19 protein-coding genes, 1 tRNA gene and 1 pseudogene are annotated in these 20,805 nt (G+C 67.3%); 12 read left to right on the top strand and 9 right to left on the bottom strand.

The features are described 5' to 3' along the window. Positions 1-2: 2 nt before the first annotated feature. From G6N34_RS07705 to G6N34_RS07695, 3 genes are all read right to left on the bottom strand, one after another. Positions 3-680 carry a DUF8713 domain-containing protein gene (locus tag G6N34_RS07705; RefSeq protein WP_085151314.1) on the bottom strand — a complete coding sequence of 226 codons (678 nt, stop codon included), beginning with the start codon at positions 678-680 and terminating at the stop codon, positions 3-5. Next, on the bottom strand, positions 661-2,394 hold the full coding sequence (locus G6N34_RS07700) for a thiamine pyrophosphate-binding protein (RefSeq protein WP_085151313.1): 1,734 nt from the start codon (positions 2,392-2,394) through the stop codon (positions 661-663). Before G6N34_RS07700 ends, G6N34_RS07705 begins: the two co-directional genes overlap by 20 nt. A 231-nt stretch (positions 2,395-2,625) precedes the next feature. Next, on the bottom strand, positions 2,626-3,339 hold the full coding sequence (locus tag G6N34_RS07695; protein WP_085151312.1) for an SDR family NAD(P)-dependent oxidoreductase: 714 nt from the start codon (positions 3,337-3,339) through the stop codon (positions 2,626-2,628). A gap of 107 nt (positions 3,340-3,446) precedes the next feature. Here G6N34_RS07695 and G6N34_RS07690 point away from each other — a divergent pair, with 107 nt between their 5' ends. From G6N34_RS07690 to G6N34_RS07665, 6 genes and pseudogenes are all read left to right on the top strand, one after another. Continuing rightward, positions 3,447-4,046 carry a TetR/AcrR family transcriptional regulator gene (locus G6N34_RS07690; protein ID WP_085151311.1) on the top strand — a complete coding sequence of 200 codons (600 nt, stop codon included), beginning with the start codon at positions 3,447-3,449 and terminating at the stop codon, positions 4,044-4,046. A gap of 113 nt (positions 4,047-4,159) precedes the next feature. Continuing rightward, positions 4,160-4,542, top strand: a pseudogene (locus tag G6N34_RS27930) (nitroreductase family deazaflavin-dependent oxidoreductase). A gap of 139 nt (positions 4,543-4,681) precedes the next feature. Then, entirely contained in the window at positions 4,682-5,470 is a 789-nt protein-coding gene (locus tag G6N34_RS07680; protein WP_085151310.1) for an alpha/beta hydrolase, read from the top strand. A 113-nt stretch (positions 5,471-5,583) separates the two neighbouring features. Continuing rightward, a complete protein-coding gene (locus tag G6N34_RS07675) occupies positions 5,584-6,225 on the top strand; it encodes a type IV toxin-antitoxin system AbiEi family antitoxin domain-containing protein (protein ID WP_085151309.1) in 642 nt (213 codons plus the stop codon). Then, positions 6,222-7,265, top strand: a complete 1,044-nt coding sequence (locus tag G6N34_RS27715; RefSeq protein ID WP_179965732.1) for a hypothetical protein — start codon at positions 6,222-6,224, stop codon at positions 7,263-7,265. Before G6N34_RS07675 ends, G6N34_RS27715 begins: the two co-directional genes overlap by 4 nt. Before the next feature lie 174 nt (positions 7,266-7,439). Then, complete coding sequence (locus tag G6N34_RS07665) at positions 7,440-7,892, top strand: hypothetical protein (protein WP_133057745.1); 453 nt, start codon at positions 7,440-7,442, stop codon at positions 7,890-7,892. A 105-nt stretch (positions 7,893-7,997) separates the two neighbouring features. Here the strand turns inward: G6N34_RS07665 and G6N34_RS07660 are convergent. The 4 genes from G6N34_RS07660 to G6N34_RS07645 all read right to left on the bottom strand — a co-directional run bounded on the left by G6N34_RS07660 (position 7,998) and on the right by G6N34_RS07645 (position 11,253). Next, a tRNA-Ile gene (locus G6N34_RS07660) sits at positions 7,998-8,071 on the bottom strand. Positions 8,072-8,128: 57 nt separating this feature from the next. Continuing rightward, positions 8,129-8,620: a GAF domain-containing protein gene (locus tag G6N34_RS07655; RefSeq protein WP_085151307.1), complete on the bottom strand. Its 492-nt coding sequence runs from the start codon at positions 8,618-8,620 to the stop codon at positions 8,129-8,131. 84 nt (positions 8,621-8,704) lie between these two features. Beyond that, the gene (locus G6N34_RS07650) at positions 8,705-10,126 is read right to left on the bottom strand and encodes an APC family permease (RefSeq protein WP_085151306.1); all 1,422 of its coding nucleotides are present in this window, start codon (positions 10,124-10,126) and stop codon (positions 8,705-8,707) included. After that, positions 10,123-11,253, bottom strand: coding sequence for a P1 family peptidase (locus tag G6N34_RS07645; RefSeq protein ID WP_085151305.1), 1,131 nt, complete (start codon positions 11,251-11,253; stop codon positions 10,123-10,125). Before G6N34_RS07645 ends, G6N34_RS07650 begins: the two co-directional genes overlap by 4 nt. A gap of 104 nt (positions 11,254-11,357) precedes the next feature. Here G6N34_RS07645 and G6N34_RS07640 point away from each other — a divergent pair, with 104 nt between their 5' ends. Then, the gene (locus tag G6N34_RS07640) at positions 11,358-11,966 is read left to right on the top strand and encodes a TetR/AcrR family transcriptional regulator (RefSeq protein ID WP_085151304.1); all 609 of its coding nucleotides are present in this window, start codon (positions 11,358-11,360) and stop codon (positions 11,964-11,966) included. Here the strand turns inward: G6N34_RS07640 and G6N34_RS07635 are convergent. After that, positions 11,963-12,415 (bottom strand): MarR family winged helix-turn-helix transcriptional regulator, encoded by a 453-nt coding sequence (locus G6N34_RS07635; RefSeq protein ID WP_085151303.1) that lies wholly within the window; start codon positions 12,413-12,415, stop codon positions 11,963-11,965. The genes G6N34_RS07640 and G6N34_RS07635 overlap by 4 nt on opposite strands. 84 nt (positions 12,416-12,499) lie before the next feature. Here G6N34_RS07635 and G6N34_RS07630 point away from each other — a divergent pair, with 84 nt between their 5' ends. From G6N34_RS07630 to G6N34_RS07615, 4 genes are read left to right on the top strand one after another with little or no spacing between them, the layout of a single operon-like run. Further along, positions 12,500-13,729 carry a multidrug effflux MFS transporter gene (locus G6N34_RS07630; RefSeq protein WP_085151302.1) on the top strand — a complete coding sequence of 410 codons (1,230 nt, stop codon included), beginning with the start codon at positions 12,500-12,502 and terminating at the stop codon, positions 13,727-13,729. Between the two features lie 31 nt (positions 13,730-13,760). Next, entirely contained in the window at positions 13,761-15,881 is a 2,121-nt protein-coding gene (locus G6N34_RS07625; protein WP_085151301.1) for a hydantoinase/oxoprolinase family protein, read from the top strand. A 2-nt stretch (positions 15,882-15,883) separates the two neighbouring features. Next, entirely contained in the window at positions 15,884-17,977 is a 2,094-nt protein-coding gene (locus G6N34_RS07620; RefSeq protein WP_085151300.1) for a hydantoinase B/oxoprolinase family protein, read from the top strand. 4 nt (positions 17,978-17,981) lie between these two features. After that, positions 17,982-19,010: a threonine aldolase family protein gene (locus G6N34_RS07615; RefSeq protein WP_085151349.1), complete on the top strand. Its 1,029-nt coding sequence runs from the start codon at positions 17,982-17,984 to the stop codon at positions 19,008-19,010. A gap of 172 nt (positions 19,011-19,182) precedes the next feature. On the opposite strand, the gene G6N34_RS07610 is transcribed toward G6N34_RS07615, so the two are convergent. Next, positions 19,183-19,446, bottom strand: coding sequence for a hypothetical protein (locus G6N34_RS07610; protein WP_085151299.1), 264 nt, complete (start codon positions 19,444-19,446; stop codon positions 19,183-19,185). Positions 19,447-19,597: 151 nt separating this feature from the next. Here G6N34_RS07610 and G6N34_RS07605 point away from each other — a divergent pair, with 151 nt between their 5' ends. Continuing rightward, on the top strand, positions 19,598-20,803 hold the full coding sequence (locus tag G6N34_RS07605; RefSeq protein ID WP_085151348.1) for a serine hydrolase domain-containing protein: 1,206 nt from the start codon (positions 19,598-19,600) through the stop codon (positions 20,801-20,803). Positions 20,804-20,805 lie beyond the last annotated feature (2 nt).

The following is a 20,805-nucleotide window of genomic DNA, read 5'->3' as shown; positions in this document are numbered from 1 at the left end:
TCTCACTTCATCCAGTCGGGCTTGACGGGCAGCCCGTTGCGGTGGCGGTACTCGGCGATCGCCTTCAGGTTCAGCAGCTCCAAACGATGACCGGCGCCGAACATGTCCCAGAAGTCGCCGACCCACACGGGTCGCTCAGGCGGCGCTGTCTCGGGGTACGGATTGTGGTCATAGAACGGGTGGTGACAGTTGGTCCACAACACCACCGAGCCCGGCTTGTCGAGCACCACCTGTGCGTCGACCACGCGCATCAGATAAATCATCCACAGGTGCCTGCCCTGGTCCCAGGCGCAGTGATAGTCGACGGTGCGCGCCTCGGGCTGAGCCACTGTGCGGGTGTAGATTTCGGTCTCCGAGCCCAGCCGGTCGTAGGCCAACCACAGCCCGTCCTGTTCGGTGCGGGTGAACCCGCGCAGGCTGTAGGTCCACTCCTCCAGGCTTCGGGTGTCGGCAAGGTACTCGTAGAGCTCGTCGGGCGGACAGTCGACGTACTCGTTGACGGTGCAGTACGGGCCGAACACCTCGTCGTGCGGATACACCGACCGCATCATCTCCATGATGATCGGCGTCGCCTGCTCCCGTGGGGAGGTTTCGATGCGGATCACGCCCTCGATCGGGCCCGTGGTGTCGTCTCGGTCGAGCCGGTGGGCGGCGATATCCTCAAGTGCGGGCAATGACATCTTCGGTCCTCCTGTGGTGGGTTGAAACATGGTCGTGATCGAGAAAGGGTGCGAAGGGCGGAATTTCGTCGGCCGAGCACTCGACGGTGACCACCGACGGACCGTCAGCCTCAAGCGCTCTGCGCAACGCCGGTCCCAGCGCGTCGGGGTCTGAGATGTCGACTGCGGGCAGCCCGGGGAACATCGCGGCCAGCCCGGCGCCGAGGTTGCTCTCGGTGAACCGGTTGTACGTGTATCGACCGGTGTAATAAAGCTTTTCGCGCGTCACACACATGGCGTGGGCGTTGTTGTTGAACAACACCAGCGTGACCGGCAGCCGGTGCTGAATCGCGGTGTGCAGCTCGAGGCCGTGCATGAAGAACGACCCGTCGCCGGCCACGATGACCGTGCGACGGCGCCGGGCGAAGGCCATGCCGATGCCGGCGCCGAAGCTGTAGCCCATGCCGCCCATTCCGAGTGCCACCACGAAGCGGCCGTCGCGCCGGGCTGGCAGGTGATGAATCGCCGCCGCTCCGGAGTTGCCCGCGTCGACGACGATGTCCGCATCGTCGGGCAGCAGCGCATCGAGCGCGCTGATCGCCTCGCGGTACCGGATTCCAGGGCCACGGTGGGTGGGCGGCGTCAACTCTGCGGGGGAGGTCGAGTCGACAGCCGCCACTTCCCACCGTGGACGATTGGTGAGCCTGCGGGTCAGCTCAGCCAGTGACGCACGAAGATCGTTGGTGTGCAAGTGAATAGACGGCACATACGGCGTGGTGGAGCCGATCGACAGCGTGCAGGTCTCGCGAAGCGCCTCATCGAGACCGGCGCGGGCGGTGACCGACAGGCGGGTACCCACCAGCAGGCACACCGCTGAGGTGCGAAGTGCGTCGGCCACCCCGGGGTGGCCCATCACCCCCGTCACGCCCAGCGATGCCGCTGCCATCGGTGCGCGACTGACGTCCTTGGCGTCGGGCACCGTCGCGATCCGCGCGTGCAGGGCCACGCGAAGCCGCTCAAGCTCACCCCGGGCGTCGTCACGGGCCACCTGCTCGCCGGCGATGATGGTCACCGGCCCCGAAGCCTCATGCAGCGCCCGCAGGATCGGTTCGGCATCCTCGGCACAGCGGCGGCGTCCGTTCACGCGCACCACGCCGTTGGTGGGGACAGTGGCCTGTTGAACGTCTTTGGGCAGCAACAGGACCGCGGGACCGCCAGCACGGGCAGCTGCCACCGCCTCGGGCAACGCGGCCCGGATGTCGTCGGGATCGATGATCCGCCGGCTGTACACCGACACGGCCGAGAACAGGGCCTCGGCGTCGAGCGAGCCGTTGCGGCCACTGGTGTCCTGAAAGCCGCCGCGCCCGTCCAGTGAGGTGGGCGACTGGCCGACCAGGGCAAGCACCGGGACCCGACTGGCGTACGACTCCCCCAGGCCGGCGACCAGGTTCAGGGCACCGCCGCCCGACGTCGCGGCCACCACGCCCAGCTGCGCAGTGGCGCGACTGAACCCGTCGGCCATCGTCGCCGCGGAGAACTCGTGCTTGGCCAGCACCGCCGTGATGTCCGGGCAGAAGTGGGCGGCGTCGTAGAGATCCTCGATGTTGGCGCCGTCCACACCGAAGACGTGGCTGACCCCCGCGGCGGCGAGGAGGTCGACGACGTGGTCGACCACCCGGATGCCCGCTGACCGGGGGCGTGGCGGAAACGAGGGCTCGGCGGCGGTTGCCATCATGGACAGCCCGATAAAACGATCGTCATGCTTCCCCTCCGCGTCCGTCCCCCGTGCTCGTGCATCGGAAGTCATTCGGAGGCACGGCGGGCTTGGATGGGTCCGATGGGGAAGAAAGTCGCCGCAGCGCACGTCGGCGCAGGTGAGGCCGCGACGCCCGGCCCTTGACGACTGCCAGGACGCGTCAGGGACCGTCGACGGGTCGAGCGGACCGCTCGCCCTGACCGCGGTCCGTTACAGCGCGAACGCCTGCGGAGGACCCGCCAGCGTCGCCTTCGCCTCGGCTGCGAGCGGGTCCAGGATCTCGATCTCGTCGGCCTCGAGGCCGTCGAGCGCACGGCGCACCAGATCGCCGGGATCGCCCACCGCGCCCTCGGGGAAGACGATGCCGTGCCGCTGCGCGAAGTCGAGAAGTGTCTGGGTGCCGACCAATGCGGGCACCAGGGCGGAGACGAGGGTGCCCTGCCCTTCGAGTTCGCGCCGTACCCCGTTGGTCAGGCCCCACTGCGCTGATTTGGCCGCGGCATAGGCGGTGTTGCCGTCCACGGTGTTCCAGGCCGCGGCGGACAACACGTTGAGGATGGCGCCGCCGCCGTTGCGGGCCAGGATCGGCGCGAAGGCCCGGATCATCGCCAGCGTGCCGTAGTAGTTCGAATCCATCGTTGAGCGGATGGCCGCCAGGTCGCCGGTGACGAGATTGCCGCCGGCAGTGTCAGCGGCGTTGTTGATCAGGACATCCACATCTGTTGCGTATGCCGCCGCCGCGTCCACCGACGCCTGATCGGTGATGTCGAGGCGAATCACCTCTGCGCCGGGAATGTCGACCGACTCGGGGCGGCGCGCCGTGGCATACACCTTGGCCCCGCGCCGCAGGAGCTCTCCTGCGAAGTGGCGGCCGATGCCACGGTTGGCACCCGTGACTAAAGCGGTGGCACCGTCGATATTCATCTGCGCTCCTTGAGTTGACCGAGTCCGGGATTAATGTGACCACGCGGTCACCTTGAATCTCACGCTGCCATAAGATGACCCAACGGTCAACTTGATAGGCTCGCCGCATGACCTCGACGCGCCCGCTCCGAGCAGACGCAGCGCGCAACCGCGACCTGCTTCTGGCAGCAGCGGAGAGCGAGTTCGCCGAGCGCGGCGCATCCGCCTCGGTGGCCGACATCGCCCGCCGCGCGGGTGTCGCGAAGGGCACGGTGTTCCGGCACTTCGCCTCCAAGGAGGACCTGATCGCCTCCATCGTCTGCAAACACATCACCGCACTCACCGGCATCGCGCGCCGACTCAGCGACGCGACCGATCCGGGAGCCGCCCTCCTGGAGTTCCTGACCGCCGCCGCCGACCAGCGTCAGCGCCACGACCTGACGTTCCTGCAGTCGGCCAGCGAAAGCGATCCCAGGGTCACCCAGGTCCGCGACGAACTGCACGCAGCACTGGGAACTCTCGTCGACCGCGCCCACCGGGCCGGGGCCCTGCGGTCCGATGTCACCGAGACCGATGTCTTCCTGTTGATGTGCGCGCCCGTGCACGTCGTCGAGAATCTCGCGGCCCCGGCGCCGCTGTTGTGGCAGCGCTACCTCGCCATCATCTTCGATGGGTTGCGGCCCGACGGTGCGCATCCGCTGCCGCAGCCGGCACCCACGCTGCCCTGACGGCTTCATAGGGCCTCTGCATGGATCCGCCCACAGACAGATCCCGACGACATAGTGTTCACACCGGGTGCACCCCGGCTGCCCGGAACTGCAAGCGGTGAGGATGGACAGTCATGCGAATGCCCCGTGCTGCCGCAGATTTCAATCGCCGTGTCACCAATCCGGTGGCTCGTTCGCTCACGCCGTGGCTGCCATGCCTGGGGACACTCGAGCACACCGGACGCACATCGGGAAAGCACTACCGGACGCCGCTGTTGGTGTTCGGGACGCGGGACGGGTTCGTCATCCTCATCGGCTACGGGCCGGAAACGGACTGGCTCAAGAACGTATTGGCCGGCGGACCGACAGTTCTCACAAGCGGGGCAGGGCGACCGCGTTGGCCGACCCGCGGATCGTCAGCAAGGCTGAGGCCGCTCCCCTGATCACAGGAGCGCCGCGTCTGTTCTATCGCCCGTTCCCCTACAACGAAGCGGCATTGGTCCTGACGAAAGTCTGATAGCGCCGCCCGGCCGCGCTCTCAACGCCCACGCACCGTGTCGGCTGAACCCCGGCGGAATGCCTGAAAGCGGACTCGCCGTCGTAAACGGCTGCGAGAATCGGGCAGAGAGGCAACGCCGGTGGAGCGAAGGTGACCCATGCTCGAAGTCATCGACAAGGGTTCGGCCACGGAGTCTCATCCCGTTCCGCTGGTGTTCGTCCACGGGGCTGTTCATTCCGCCTGGTGCTGGGATGAACACTTCCTCGACTACTTCGCCGACAACGGTTATCGAAGTATTGCGTTCAGCATGCGTGGGCACGGCGGCAGCGGCCTGGACGGGAAGGCGCTGGGCGCATGCGGCATCGCCGACTATGTCGACGACATGCGCTCGGTGATCAGCAGACTTCCGCTGCACCCCGTCCTCGTCGGACACTCGATGGGCGGGTTCGTCGTGCAGAAGTATCTGGAATCGGCGGGCGCACCCGCAGCGGTGCTGATGTCCTCCGCGCCGCCGCGCACCTGGTTCATGAGATCGATGGGGGCAGGCCGGCACCACCCCTGGCTCGGAGTGAAATCCACCGTGACGCGCAATGCGCTGGCGCTCTATCCCACTCCGGCGATGGTCCGCGAGGCCCTCTTCAGCCCGCGAACGCCAGACGTGGTCGTACAGAAGTGCTTTGAACGGCTTGAGCGCGAGAGCTTCCGAGCACTCAACACCGACATGGGCTTTCGCAACCTCGTACGCCCACATCTGGTCTCAACACCGCTGCTCGTTCTGGACGGCGAACAGGTCTCCTGGGGACCACGCGTCGCACACGACATTGCCAAGGCGTACCGCACCGAAGCCCAGTATTTCCCCGACATGGGCCACGACATGATGCTCGAGCCGGGCTGGCAGGGCGTCGCCGACAGGATTCAGGACTGGTTGAGGGTCCGAGGGCTGTAGGAGGCGGGGTTGCGTGGTGCCGTGTTGGCGCGGTGCGGGGAGTAAACATCACACGGAATCAGTATGCAATTTATAGGCTTTTAGCCTATGATTTGCATACTGAAGGAGCGATCATGGCGCGAAAGCACAGCACAGCTGTTCCCCCGAGCCTGGCCGCGCATGCACTCGGCACGTTCCGCCCTGCGCAGGCCAAACACACGTACGCGTACCCAGCCGCTGAGGTCGCGCGCCTTCACGAACGGGGCCTGCTACACCGCCTCGCCAACGGCTATTACGTCGTCGTGCCGCCGGCCATGGTGGGGCGACGCTGGGTGCCGGGTTTGGAAACCGCCGCGGCAGGTATCGCTTCGGCGATCTACGGCCCGCACGACATCGTCGTTATGGGCGTCAGCGCCGCGCGGCTGCACGGAGCGATTCCGCGCGCGCTGGCCACCGCGACGGTCGCCGTGCCCGCCCAGCATCGCCCCATCGAGTTGTCCGACCGCACCGCGGTCATCCGCTTCGTCAAGCGGGACACCCAAGGACTGGACGTCGAACGCTACGACACAGAGCTCGGGCCGACGCTGGTGACCACACCAGAACAGACAATCCTTGACCTTGCCCACCGCCCCGAACTGGGTGACGCTGAAATCGACGTTCGGACCGCGGTCGCGGCTCTGTACGAGCGCAGCGACAACGATCGCCTGGAAGCATTGGCGGCCGAACAACGACGCGGCGCATCGCTGAAACGGGCCTTGACTTGGGTGCGGCAGTGACCAGCGACGAGAAAGCCGCCGTCGCCGAGCAGTTCGGTGTCGCGAACTATGAAAGTGGGGACGCAATTGTGACGGTAGTCAACAACAGGTTTTGGCGTCTCGAGCCGGCCTGCGGGATCGAACCAGCCGTCATTCTTGATTCGCCCGTCCTCACCGAACCGGCCGAATTGATCTCAAAGATCAAACGCCTCGACGGCGTCGTCATCGGAACATGGCATCCAGATACTGAACAAGGCAGAGTGCACGCCCTCGGAGTAGTACAAAAGGTCGACGGCCGTTCTGCAGTGATTGATTGGCGCCGGGCGAACTTCACCTTGCGCCCCACTGGGCCGGGCGCCACACAGTGGAAGACACGACCCTTCTTCAGATTCAAGGACCTGGTCGCCACCCGTTACAGATTGATGGACCACTTCCACGGCGCATTCGCCACCAACGAGGGTGGAATCGGCACTCCCACGTGGTCGACTGGCGAAACGACGCCACCGGTCATGGCAGCCACCAATCCTCAACGCACTGAACCGTTGGCGGATTCCACAGCTGCCCTTGAGGCCACTGGTCCGCAATGCAACCGGGTCGCCCCGGACGGCGAAGTCTTCAGCACCCCTCAACGGGGGATGTTCATGGGCAACCGAACCAGTCCGCCACGCTGGCTAATCTGTGACCTCCATTTCAAGCGGGACCTGTCGGCACCCCGCAAGTACACCAAACTGTTCTTCCTGGACGAAGCGGTTGCTCTCGCGGCTGGGCATCGTCCATGCAACACATGCCGCCGCGACCGCTACCAGGAATTCCTCGCAACGGTGGGTCGCGATATCGCCGTAAGTGGGGCCGGTCACCTCGACGCGGTGCTCAACGCCGCACGCAAGAACGCCCACCGACGATCCACATTCGCTTCTCTACCCGACGGCGCGTTCGTGAAACTGAACGAAGGCGACTACCGGCTCAAGTGGTGCGGTGCCCTTCACCGCTGGACGCCACCGGTGGTTATGTCGATCGAGTTGCTGTGGCGGACCTTCACATTGACGAGGCGATCGTTTTGACCCCTGAGCCCTCGCTCGCGGCGCTGCGCAACGGGTATTCGGTGGCCGTACATGCGTCGGCTTACCCGGCGCATCAACAACGGTGGCCAGTGCCAGAGGCTAGGCCAGGTGCCCGAAGGTGCCTGACGCAAGGTGGTTAACAGCCGGTCCAGAGGGCGCAAGAATCATTCTTTGGTGAACGATATTCCCAGTTCAAACGGTAAAATGGACCGCATGGGGTGGCCTGTGTGCGGCAAGTGTTGCGAAGTGGCTTTCTTCCCTTGGGTCGGCGGCCCGCATCATTGCGTCGTGATCGAACCCGATGAGCCGAAGTTCATTTACGGCCACTGCGGCCAGCCAATCGGTACAACCGGAACGCATGCCGACCTGGTGGCGGAGCAGGAACGCATCATGTTCAACCAGTTTGAGCGCGACCTCATCGCCGCGGTCGAAACCGGCGAGTTCGTGCTGCGGTCGAGTTCCATGCTAAGCATCACCGTCAACGATGCCATCGAAACAGTGGCAAGCGAGTATCCGAACATTCGACGTGAGTCCATCCATGCCGCGGGGCGTGCGTTCGCTGAACAACTCGAATGGGACAACCGGATGAACGAACAGGCTGAACTCGATTGCGATTCCGGCCGGTGAATGAATGCCAATGCCCCGAGCGCGTGCACTCTCGGCGGGTGCACGAACCAACTTGCACTTTGGGACCTACAGCGGAGGCAACGGCAGCACTGACCAGACAGTGAGTGGGGCGGGCGGGGCTCGAACCCGCGACCTACGGATTATGAGTCCGCGGCTCTAACCGACTGAGCTACCGCCCCCGGCGCGATCAACGCGGCACCATGTTCCCACGTGGCGCGCCGGGGCGGCGCACAAGGTCAGCTCAGCGCCAGATCGTCCCCGGCCACGATGCCCTCGACCTCGCCGCGCAGTTCCTTGAGCGCGGCGATCTCGGCGTCGCTGTAGTCGCGCGCGGAATCGTCGAGCACGCACACCGTGCCGATGACCGCACCCGAGGAGTCGTGCACGGGCAGGCCCAGGTAGTTGTGCAGACCGAACTCGACCTCGTCCTCGTTGCCGGCGAACACCGCGTCCTCGCGCGAGTCACGGACGAACAGGTCGGAGTCGGCGTCCACGACCTTCTCGCAGTACAGCGGCGTGTGGCCCTCCTGGCCGAGGGCCTTCTTGCCGGCCGCGCCGACGGTGTAGTGCTTGGTCGCCTCGCCCGCGGTCGCGGCCACCACCATCGAGTCGGATTCCGACCGCATCACCAGCAGGGACTTCACCCCGAGTTCCGCGACGAGCTTCTCGAGCTTGGGCCCCAGCGGGGCCAGTCCGGCGGTGGTGTCTGTTTCGTGAGCTTCAGGCATGGCGGGAATTCTGGGGCAGGAAGCGGCTGGTGTGCAATTCCGTCACGCGTCATCATGTGATGACGCGCCCCAGAGGAGAGGTACTCAGGAGACCTCCGAACCCTCGGCCACCCCGGACCGCTGCTTCCACGCCAGCGCCCCCAACAGCAGGCCGACGAACGGCACCGCGGCCAGCACAGTGCTGACGGTCAGCGACCCGCCGGTCACCAGGGTGAAGTTCGACAGCACCAGCCACAGGCTCCCGAGCAGCCCCAGGCAGGCCAGCGTCGGCGCCAACCGCGTCTGCCACAGCCGTCGATCCGCATCCGGGTTGCGCACGAAGAAGACCAGCACTGCGACCGACGTGGTCAGCATCAGCAACACCATCCCGACCGTCGCCACCCCGGCCATCGAGCCGAAAACGCCCACCAGCGGGTCGATCTGGAGCACCGCGAACACCGCCACGATCACGAACGCCGTCACGGTCTGCACCACCGACGAGAACGCCGGCGACTTGTGCCGCGAATGGACCGTGCCCAGGCGCGCGGGCAGAAGGCCCTTGCCCGCCAGCACGAACTGGTACCGCGCGATCACGTTGTGGAACGACAGCACGCAGGCGAACAGCGACGTCAGCAGCAGCACGTTGACCACGTCGCGGCCCACTCGTCCGAGGGTGTCCGCCGTGGTGTCCAGCAGCATGTTGCCCTCACCGTCGAGGGTCTGCTGCGCGACGGCGGCCACCTGGTCGGGGCCGATCGCCACCACGAACGCCCAGGCGGTCAGCGCGTAGAAGCCGCCGATGATGAGCACCGCGGCGTAGGTCGCGCGCGGGATGGTGCGCTCGGGATCACGGGCCTCGTCGCGGAACACCGCGGTGGCCTCGAAGCCGATGAAACCGGTGAGCGCGAACAGCACCGCGATGCCGAGGGTGCCGTTGGTGAACACCGCGGGAGTGAACGAATCCAACGTCACCCCAGCGGGTCCGGGGTCGGTGAAGATCACCAGGTCGAGCAGCACGACGATGCCGATCTCCAGCGCCAACGCCACGCCCAGCACCTTGGCCGACAACTCGATGTGCCGGTAGCCGAGGAACGCGACGATGGCCAGCACCGCGAAAGAGTAGAGCGGCCAGGGCAATTGCGGACCGCCGTAGAACCGCACGGTGTCGTCGATGGCCCAGCCGATGTATCCGTAGATGCCGACTTGGATTGCGGTGTAGGCGATCAGCGCGACGACGGCCACGCCCCGGCCCACCCGTTCCCCGAGCCCGACGGTCACATACGAGAAGAACGCCCCCGCCTCGGGAACGTGCGGAGTCATGGTCACGAACCCGATGCTGAACAGCAGCAGCACCAGGGCGGCGATCACGAAGCCCACGGGGGCGCCCGCGCCGTTGCCCAATCCCATGGCCAGCGGCATGTTTCCGCCGATCACGGTCAGCGGCGCGGCGGCAGCCACCACCATGAACACGATCGCGACGGCGCCGAGCCGTCCGTGCAGTCGAGGCTCTGTGTCCGGGGTGGTCATCGGTTCTCCTGGTGGGTGAGGGCTTGGCGGAGCAGGTCATGGTCGAGCGCGTGGGCGGTGATGCCGGTCGGTCCGGTCACCGTGGTGGCCGCGACGAGTGCGTTGAGGATCGCCTCTTCGGTGGCCTCGATGGTCAGATCGAACAGGCGCGTCATGAGCTGGGGCGCGGTCATACGCACGTCGATCTCGGGACGCACAGTCGCGGCGTCCTCGTCCCAGGAGTACGGCGGGATGCCGCGATTGCCGGTGGAGAAGGCCAGCATGAGGTCTCCGCTGTACTGCTCGCCGGTGCCGCCCACACGGGCCACGCCCAGCGCGGCGCGCTGGGCCAACCTCGCGCACTGGTGCGGCAGCAGGGGTGCGTCGGTCGCGACGATGACGATGATCGACCCGGATCCCGGTTCATACCGGGCCGGAGCCTCGGGCAGTGGTACGGCGTCGGCGCCGATGCGCTGGCCGACGGGCACGCCGTTGACCGCAAGGCGTTCGCGCCGACCGTGATTCGCCTGCACCAGCACCCCCACCGTGTAGGTGCCGGCCGCGGTCTCGGTGACGCGCGACGACGTGCCGATGCCGCCCTTGAAGCCGTGGCAGATCATCCCACTGCCGCCGCCGACGCTGCCCTCTTCGACGGGCCCGGACGACGCCGCGGCCAGCGCCGCCGTCGCGTGCTCGGGCCTGACGTGAAAGCCGTTGATGTCGTTGAGCACTCCGTCATAGGTCTCCCCCACGACGGGCAGCGACCAGTACAGGCCGTCGCCGCGCGCGGCGACCTGCTCGGCCACCAGAGCGTCGCGCACCACCCCGACGCTGTGGGTGTTGGTGATGCCGATCGCGGAGGTGAGCTCACCGGACTCGCGGATCCACTCCAGGCCCGTCATCTCACCGCTGCCGTTGAGGCGGTGCGCACCGGCGAACACCGGTTCGGCCCAGATGTCGTCATGCGGGACGACGACCGTCACGCCGGTGTGCACGACGGGCGGGCCGTTCTGATGCAGCGTCGTGTGGCCGACCCGGACACCGGGCACGTCGGTGATGGCGTTGTGCGCGCCGGTGGGGTGTTCCCCGATGACGACGCCCAGGTCCCTCGCTCGCACCTGCCCCTCCAGGTCTGGAGTTTTTTTCATAGTTGGCAAATAATGAACCCGATCGGCCCGGTGCGCAAGAGGAAGAGTGAAATCCAGTACCCTCGGCACAGTTCAACTCCGACGGCGAGGAGGTGCGACACCCGATGGCGCGGCCCGTTCGCAGAGCGCAGCGACGCACCGAGATCCTCGATGCGGCAATCACTTTGATCGAAACCCACGATGTGGCCGAGCTACGCCTGGCCGATGTCGCCGACGAGCTGGGGCTGACCGCCAACGCCGTGCGCTACTACTTCAAGGACATGGACCAGCTGCTCTCCGAGCTCGCGCAGCGCTCCGACACCCGGTTCTACGATGACCGGCTCGAGGCCGTCGAGCGCCTCGACGACGCCCGTGCCCAGTTGGCGTTGACGATCGCGACGGGCCTGCCGGCCGGTCCCGAGGATGCCGAGTGGCGGGCCATCTGGCGCGCGGTGCTGGCCGCGGGCTTCGAACTCGACAACCGCCCCGACGTGCAGCACATCTATCACCGCCAGGTCGATCTCTACGCCCAGATTCTGACCGGCGGCGCCGATTCCGGCGCGTTCACACTCCACTCCCCCGCCCGCGACGTGGCCATGACGCTGATGTCGATGGAGGACTACTTCGGCTACCGCATCGTGGCGCGCGATCCCGCACTGGACCGAAAGACCGCGCTTCGGCTGATGCGGTCCTACGCAGAACTGGCCACTGGGGCCACACTGCCGTCAGCCTAACGCACCCGCTCCACCACGGCGGCGTTCAGCTGGCGCATCGCCGGGACGGCACGCAGCAGCGCACTGACGTCGTCATCGGACAGTGCGGCCAACGCCTCGGACAGCGAGGCGGTGAGCTCGGATTCGATGGCCGCGCGATTGCCCCGCGAGGTGGCCGTGGGGTGCAGCAGCGCGACGCGCCTGTCGTGCGGATCGGGCCGCTTCTCCACCAGCCCGCGGGCCACCAGCGAGCGCAGCGCGGCACTGACGTTGCTGGGCTGCATGCCGACCGAGGCCGCGACGTCGGATACGCCACGGCCCGGCTCGTCGAGCACCGCGCGCAGCACCGCGATCTCCGAGGCCGGCAGCGGCTCCAGGCCGACCTGACCCGGACCGACGCGGGTGATGCGCCATGACAAGTCGTGCAACGCCAGGGCCAGCTCCCGGGTTTCACTCGCGGTGACGTCCATCACGCCAGCATATCCACGATCTTGACATATGTATTTCACAATACCTATATTGTTATACATACTTCGGATTGACGCAAGGATCTGATGACCCCCCAAGCTCCCTCGGCGATGCTCATCGCCGTCCTCGCCCTTCTCACGGCGGTGACCCCCTTCTCGATCGACATGTACCTGTCGGCCTTCCCCGACATGGCGGCCGAATTCCACACCACGGCCCCGATGATCCAGCTGACGTTGACGGCGTTCCTGGTCGGCCTGGCCGTTGGCCAACTGGTGATCGGCCCGCTGTCGGACCAGTTCGGCCGCCGCAGGCCGCTGCTCATCGGCACCGTCACCTGTCTGATCGCGAGCCTGCTGTGCATCCTCGCGCCGTCGATCCAGGCCCTGATCGGCCTGCGCTTCGTGCAGGGTTTCACGGGCGCGGCCGGCGTGGTCATCGCCCGCGCGATCATCGCGGACCGGGCCAAGGGATCAGCGGCGGCCAGGCTGTTCGCGGTCATGATGGTCATCGGTGTGCTCGCCCCGATCACCGCACCCATCCTGGGCGGTGTCGTCGTCGCGGGCTGGGGGTGGCGGGCGGTGTTCGCCGCGCTCGCCGGGATGAACCTGCTGATGCTGGTGGGGGCCGTGTTCGTCGTCGACGAGTCGCTGCCCGCTGAGCACCGTCGTCCCGGCGGTCTGCGTTCCCTGGCCGGCGGCATGCGTGACGTGCTGGGCAACCGCCGCTACGTCGGCTACACGCTGACTCTGGGCCTGGCGGCCTCGGCGATGTTCGCCTACATCTCGGCCTCACCCTTCATCCTGCAGAACATCCTGGGCTTCACCCCGCGGGGGTACTCGTTGACCTTCGGGGCATGCGCACTGGCGATCGCGGCCTCCGGGACGCTCTCGGCCCGGCTGGTCAAGTCCGTCGCACCGCGCAAGCTGCTGATCGGCGGCGTGAGCACCATGGTGGTGGTCACCGCGCTACAACTGCTCAATGTCACTGTGGGACATGTCATCCCGTGGCTGACGATCGCGCTCATGGCCGGCTTCATGGCCACCGTCGGCTTCACCTTCGCCAACGCGACGACGCTCGCCATCGAGCAGGTGCGCGAGGCCGCCGGGACCGGATCGGCCGTGCTCGGCTTCCTGCAGTACACCTTCGGCGCGGCCACCACTCCCCTGGTCGGCCTGGCCGGCGACGCCAGCGCCCTGCCCATGAGCATCGTGATGTTCACCGCCGCCGCACTGGCCGCCACCGTCCTGCTCACCCTGACCCGCCACCGCGACACCGACACCTCTTCTGCCTCAGCAGAACTCACCTCCACCCGCTGACTCCACCGCCACTTCAGAAAGAGGCATCCAGATGGCGTATTTCGTAGGCATCGACATCGGCGGGACGTTCACGGACGCCGTGCTGCTCGACGACGAGGGCACCGCCCGACTTCTCAAGACCCCCACCACGCTGCACGACCCGTCCGAGGGCGTCAACAACGCGCTCGCGCTCGCCGAACAGGAACTGGGCCTGCAGCCCGGCGAAATTCTGCCCGACGTGGAGTATTTCGGCCTGGGCACCACCGTCGCCACCAACGCGCTGATCGAACGCAAGGGTGTGACGACCGGCATCATCACCACCAAGGGCTTCCGCGATTCGATCCTGATGCAGCGCGCGACCGGGCACTGGACCGGGCGGGAACTGCACGAGATCATGCACGATTCACAGCGCCGCCAGACCGAACCCGTCGTCGAGCGCGAACTGATCCGCGAGGTCACCGAACGCATCGACTTCCGCGGCACCATCATCACGCCCCTCGATGAGGACGAGGTCCGCACGCAGGTGCAGGCCCTGCTCGACGACGGCGTGCAGGCCATCGCGGTCTGCCTGCTGTGGTCATTCCGCGAGTCCTGCCATGAGCAGCGCGTCGCGGCGATCATTCGCGAGATGGCGCCTGAGGTCTACCTGACGGTGTCGAGCGAATTGGCGCCCGTGCTGGGCGAATACGAGCGCACCGCGACAACGGCGCTCAACGCCTACCTCGGGCCCACCGTGCGCGGCTATATGACGAAACTCAATGGCTCCCTGCGGGATCGTGGCCTCAAGGGGTCCCTGCGCATCCTCGACTCCGGCGGAGGCGTCATCACCCCCGAGCGCTGCGGCGAGACCGCGGTGTCGATCCTGACCTCGGGCCCGGCCGGCGGTGTGCTGGCCAGCGCACAACTCGCGCGTCGGATCGGCACCCCCAACGTCCTGACCACCGACATGGGCGGCACGTCGTTCGACGTCGGCATGGTCATCGACTATGAACCCGTCATCGCCCCGCGCCAGCAGGTCAACGGCTACCAGGTGCTCAAGCCCGCTGTCGAGATCACCGCGATCGGTGCGGGCGGCGGTTCGATCGCCCGCGTGGTCGAGGGCCAGCTTGTCGTCGGCCCCACCAGCGCGGGCTCCCACCCCGGCCCGGTCTGCTACGGCCGCGGCGGCACCGAACCCACCGTCACCGACGCCGACGTCGTCCTGGGCATCATCGACCCGGCCTTCTTCCTGGGCGGCACGTTCGCGCTCGACAAGGAGGGCGCGATCCGCGCCATGCACGACAAGATCGCTGCGCCCCTGGGCACCTCGGTCGAGGAGGCGGCCGCGGGCATCAAGTCGATCGCCGACCACCGGATGGCCGACCTGCTCGACACCCTGACGGTGGGCCACGGCCACGACCCGCGCGACTTCGTGGTGTTCGCCTACGGCGGCGCCGGCGGTTCGCACTGCCACCGGTTCGGTGCCGAACTGGGCGCGCAGTCGATCATCGTGCCCGCAACCGCCACGGTGCACTCGGCGTTCGGCGCGGCCACCAGCGACCTGCACGTCTCCGCCGAACTGTCGGATCCGATGCACTCGGCCACCTGGCACGGTGCGGCCGACGTGTTCGACGCCGACCGGATCACGCGCAACTTCGAGAACCTCGAGGCGCAGGTCAGCAAGGAACTGCTGGAAGCCGGGGCCGTCAGCGACCGAATCGTGTTGCAGCGCTTCGTCGACATGCGGTTCCGCATGCAGAACAAGAGCCTGTCCATCCCGGCTGAACCCGGCGTCCTGAACGCCGCGGCCATCCAGCGTCTGCTCAACGCGTTCGAGGCGCAGTTCGTCGAACTGTACGGACCCGAAGCGCTGTTCCTCGGGGCCGGCGTCGAGATCGTCTCGATGCGCGTGCAGGCCAAGGGTGAATTCGACAAGCCGCGGGTGTCCCGCGTGCTCGGCGCGAGCACCAACGGTCTGCACCTGCCCACCTCACGACCGGTCTACCTGGGCCCCGACCGCGGCACCGTGATGGCCGACGTGGCCCGCGGACCCGACCTGCGCCCGGGCGACCGGGTCCAGGGCCCGGCCATCATCGAACACCCCGGCACCACGATCTTCGTCGGCGTCGGCCAGACAGCAGTCATCGACGACCTCGAGAACACCGTCATCCGCACCACCGAGAAGGACGCCTGAGCATGAACACCATCGACGTTGACGTCGTCACCTACGAGGTCGTGCGCAACCGACTCACCGCGATCGTCGCCCAGCAGTCGGCGGTGCTCAAGAACGTCTCCGGTTCCCCATTGGTGACCGAGGCCAACGACTGCAACACCGGCGTGTACCTGGCTGGCGGCGACGTCGTTGCGATGGGGCCGCACAACCTCTTTCACTCGGGTTCGATGGAGACCGTGGTGAACCACATCATCGCCGACTGCGAAGACACCATCGGCATCAACGAAGGTGACATGTTCATCACCAACGACCCGTACAAGGGTGCGTTGCACATGCCCGACGTGACGATGCTGGAACCGGTTTTCTACGACGGCGTGCGGATCGCCTGGGTGGGCACCTGCGCGCACGTCCTCGACATCGGCGGCATGACGCCGTCGAGCTGGTCACCGGACGCCCGCGAGATCTACCAGGAGGGCCTGATCCTGCCGCCCACCAAGATCATCGAGGGTGGCCGCACGCGCCACGACGTGTGGAACCTGATCCTCGCGGCCTCGCGCCTGCCCGCCAACCTGGGCCTGGACCTCAAGGCCATGATCGCGGCCAACACCCACGCCCGCGAGGGACTGCTGCGCCTGGTGGGCCGTTACGGCGTCGAGGTCGTGACGTCAGTGATGTCGACCATGCTGGACCGCTCCGAAGCGCAGGTGCGCGCCCGCTTGGCCGCCCTGCCCGACGGAATCACCCGGGCCCGAAGCTATTTCGATCACGACGGGCACAAGTCCGGCCTGTCACGCATCGAGGTTGAACTGCGCAAGACCGGTGAGCAGCTGGTGTTCGACTACGGCCAGACCGCACCGCAGCTGCCGGGCTTCTTCAACTGCACCCTGTCGGGTCTGCGGGGCGGCGTGTTCGCCTCGGTGCTGCCCGTGCTGGCCCACGACATCCCCTGGAACAGCGGCGTCATGCGGGCCATCGAGGTGACCGCGCCCGAGGGCACGATCGTCAACGCCAAACATCCCGCGCCATGCGGTGCCGCCACGGTCGGTGCCACCACGATGGTGCAGAACACCGCGGGCAACGCGCTGGCCAAGCTGGTCAGCACCGACGCCGAGGTGCGCTCCGAGGCGATGGCCGGCACCACCGGCGGCCTGATGATCTTCCACATCGCGGGCCTCAACCAGTACGGCGAACCGTACGGCGGTGCGCTGACCGAAGTGCTCGCCGGTGGCGGCGGCGCGACGTGCGCGGCCAACGGCGTCGACTACCGCGGCCCGCACGAGATCCTGACCGGGCAGTTCAACAACGTCGAGGGCGAGGAGTCAGTGTTCCCGCTGCTGTGGCTGCGCCGCGGCGCCAACACCGACGGCGGGGGCGCGGGCCGCTTCCACGGCGGCGTCTCCACCAGTTCGACATTCACACTGCACAACACCGGGGGCCTGCACGGTGTGCTGGCCGGACACAGCATGTCGATGCCGTCGACAGCCGGGCTGCACGGCGGCATGCCGGGATCGACGCATCACGTCAGCATCACGCGCGCCGACGGCTCGGACACCGTCTACACCGGATCGCCCGGTGAGATCCACTTGGGCGCAGGCGATGTCGTCGACTGGAGCTTCCACGGTGGCGGCGGCTGGGGCGACCCCCTGGACGCCGCCGCGGACGCCGTGGCCGACGATGTGCGCGCCGCCCGGATCTCGGAACAGGCGGCGCTGGATCTGTACGGCGTCGTGCTCGTCGATTCTGTCGTCGACGCGGCCGCCACCGAGGCCCGCCGCGATTCCGTGCGCGCCGTGCGTCGCGGTTGGCCCCGGACCGCGACTGTTGACGCAACGCCCGTCTCCGCAGCCGATGCCCGTCGGGTGGGCGACCACCTGCTGCTCGGCGACGACACGTACGCGTGCGACTGCGGTCAGGTGCTCGCGCCGGCTGAGGAGAACTGGAAGGGCTATGCGTGCCGCGGCGAGTTGACGGCCGCCGACCTGGGCGCCAAGGTGCGCCTGCATCCGGGTCTGCGGGCCGACGGCTACGCCTGCCCCGGCTGCGGAGCGCTGCTGGGGGTGGAGGTCCGTGCGGCCGACGACGCCCCGCTGCACGAGCTGCAACTCAGCGCCAAGTGACATGATGGCGAACGTGGCTCCCTCCTCCGCGTTCGCCTCGGACAACGCCGCGCCGGCACATCCGCGCGCACTCGAGGCGATCGCGTCCGCCAACGACGGGTACGCCCCGTCCTACGGCAACGACCCGATCACCGAGCGCGCCGCGGACGTGCTGCGCGGGGTTTTCGCCGCCCCGGACGCCGACGTGCTGTTCGCGTTCACCGGCACCGCGGCCAACGTCATCGCGCTGGCCGCCGCGGTGCGGCCGTGGCACGAGATCCTGTGCAGCGACGTCGCGCACTCCCTGCTCGACGAGGCTGGCGGGCCGGTGCGGCTCTCCGGCGCTCAGCTGACCAGGCTGCCCAGCGACGACGGCATCATCTCCCCCGCCGAGCTCGACGCCCGCGTCGTGCGTCGCGGCGAGGTCCACCACTCCCAGCCGCGCATCGTCACCGTCACGCAGTCCACCGAGAACGGCCGCGTCTGGCCGGCCGCGGAACTCTCGGAGTTCATCGACCACGCACACTCGCTGGATCTGCTGGTTCACGTCGACGGCTCGCGGATCGCCAATGCCATTGCAGCGTTGGGAGTCTCGCCCGCCGAGGCGATCGGGGACGCCGACATCGTCACGGTGGGCGGCACCAAGAACGGCATGTTGTTCGGTGACGCACTGCTGGTCCGCAGACCCGACCAGTTCGAGGGAATTCAGTTCGTGCAGAAGCAGATCGGGCATCTGGCGAGCAAACACCGGTACGTGTCGGCGCAGTTCTCGGCGATGCTGTCGGACGGGGTGTGGCTGCAGAGCGCCGCGCACGCGAATGCGATGGCCGCTCGCCTCAGCACGGGCCTCACGGAGTTGGGATTCTCCTTGGCCACCGCGACCGAGGCCAACGAGGTGTTCGTGAAGCTCGACGCCGAGGCGCTGACCGCGGTCCGATCGCAGTTCGCGATCCACCAACCCGATGCACTGGCACCGGTGTACCGGTTCGTGTGCTCGTGGGCGACCAGCGAGCAGGACGTCGACGCGGTGTTGGATCTGCTGCGCGGGCGCTGAGAGGTCAGCGACCGTCAGAGGCCGGTCCGACGATCGGACGCAAGGGCACAAAGCCGCAGTTCCGTCCGCCCCGAGACCCAGTCGCGCGTAGCCGGGCAAACGAGAAGGGCACCCCGAGCGGGGTGCCCTTCTGGCGGCGCAGGCCCCTCAGGGGCGCGTGCCGACCCTGCGCTCAGCGTCCTTCGGCGGTCCGTCGGATGGTCGGTCGCACGGGTTCGAAGCCCGGGCCCTTGATGCCGACCCGCTGTCCGCGGTCGTGCAGGACCCCGAAGTCCTCGAACTCGTAGGTCGGTGCGTTCACACCGATCACGGTGGACAGTGCGTCTGCATCGGAGCGCACGCTGTCGGCCAGGGCCGGGGCAGCGAATCCCAGGCCCACCACGGCCAGTGCACCAGCGGCCACCGAGGCGATCCTGGCGTTGTCGATGTTGAACATTGAGATTCACCCACCTCGTTGTGCGTTGGCCCGCCGTGTTTTTCGCGGCGGTATGCATGGACCAACAGGCATCGGCAAGGGTTTTCATCCAGCAGAGTCGAGTTGGGGCCACTTTGGCGGGATCTTGTCGGAATCCTGGCAGGATGTGGTGATGAAGGTCGCAGGGTGCATGCTGTTGGCGTGCGTAGTCGCATTGTCCGGGTGTACGGCGCGCGAATCTGACGCGCTGAACCACCTCGACGCAGCGGAGTTCCAGAAGGCCGTCGAGACGGCTGCCGGCAAGCTGCACGTCCCCGGCGCCCTGGTCCTGCTGCGCACACCGCAGGGCACGTTCACGGCCGCCGTCGGGACGACGCAGTTGGGCGTTGATTCACCACCGACACCGGACACGCACTTCCGCATCGCGTCGAACACCAAGACCATGACCGCCGCGCTGACGGTGCTGCTGGCTCAGGACGGCGCGCTTCGACTCGACGACCCGATCTCCGACTACGTCCCGAACGTGCCGAATGGTTCCTCCATCACGCTGTCGGATCTGCTGAAGATGCGCAGCGGGCTCTACTGCTACACCAACGACCCCGGGCTGTCGAAGCAACTCGATGCGCGTCCGGCAAAGGCGTGGACCCCACAGGAGGTGCTGGCGATCGCGTTCGCCCATCCCCCGGACGCCCGGCCCGACAGCGAATACGAGTACTGCAACACCAACTACGCGCTGCTGGGACTGGCCGCCGAACGGGCGGGCCGACGTCCCCTGGCGCGGCAGTTCGAGTCCCGCCTTTTCGAACCGCTGGACCTGCGCAACACCAGCCTTCCTGCCGCTGATGACACCGCGCTGCCGGAGCCGTACTCGCACGGGTACATGTACGGAAAGACGTTGTACGCCATGGTCGATGAGGACTACCCGGCCGAGATGTCCGCTGCTGCGGAATCCGGGAAGCTCAAGCCGATCGACTACACCCACCAGAACTCGTCGTACGCCACGGCGGCGGGCGGCGCGATCTCCACGGCCAACGACCTGGCCACCTGGATGCGCGCGTTGGTGACAGGCGGCGTGTTCGACCCCGATTACCAACGCCAATGGCGCGACAGCCTGCAACCGGAGGACCCGGACCAGCCCGACTGGCAGCAGTACGGCTACGGCATCTCGTATCAGAGGTACAGCCCCGACGCCTCGATGTACTACCACGGCGGCGAGATGCCGGGATTCAACTCCTTTATGGGCCATGACGCGGACAACGATGTGACGCTGGTGATCTGGACCAACCTCACGCTGTCACCGGACGGGCAGACCACCGCGAACGCGCTGCTGCCCACCGTGCTGGACCAGGTCTACGCGGGCCTGGACCTCACGCACTGAGC

Source organism: Mycolicibacterium confluentis, assembly GCF_010729895.1.
Taxonomy (GTDB): domain Bacteria; phylum Actinomycetota; class Actinomycetes; order Mycobacteriales; family Mycobacteriaceae; genus Mycobacterium; species Mycobacterium confluentis.
This window is presented reverse-complemented; position numbering and strand designations above follow the sequence as displayed.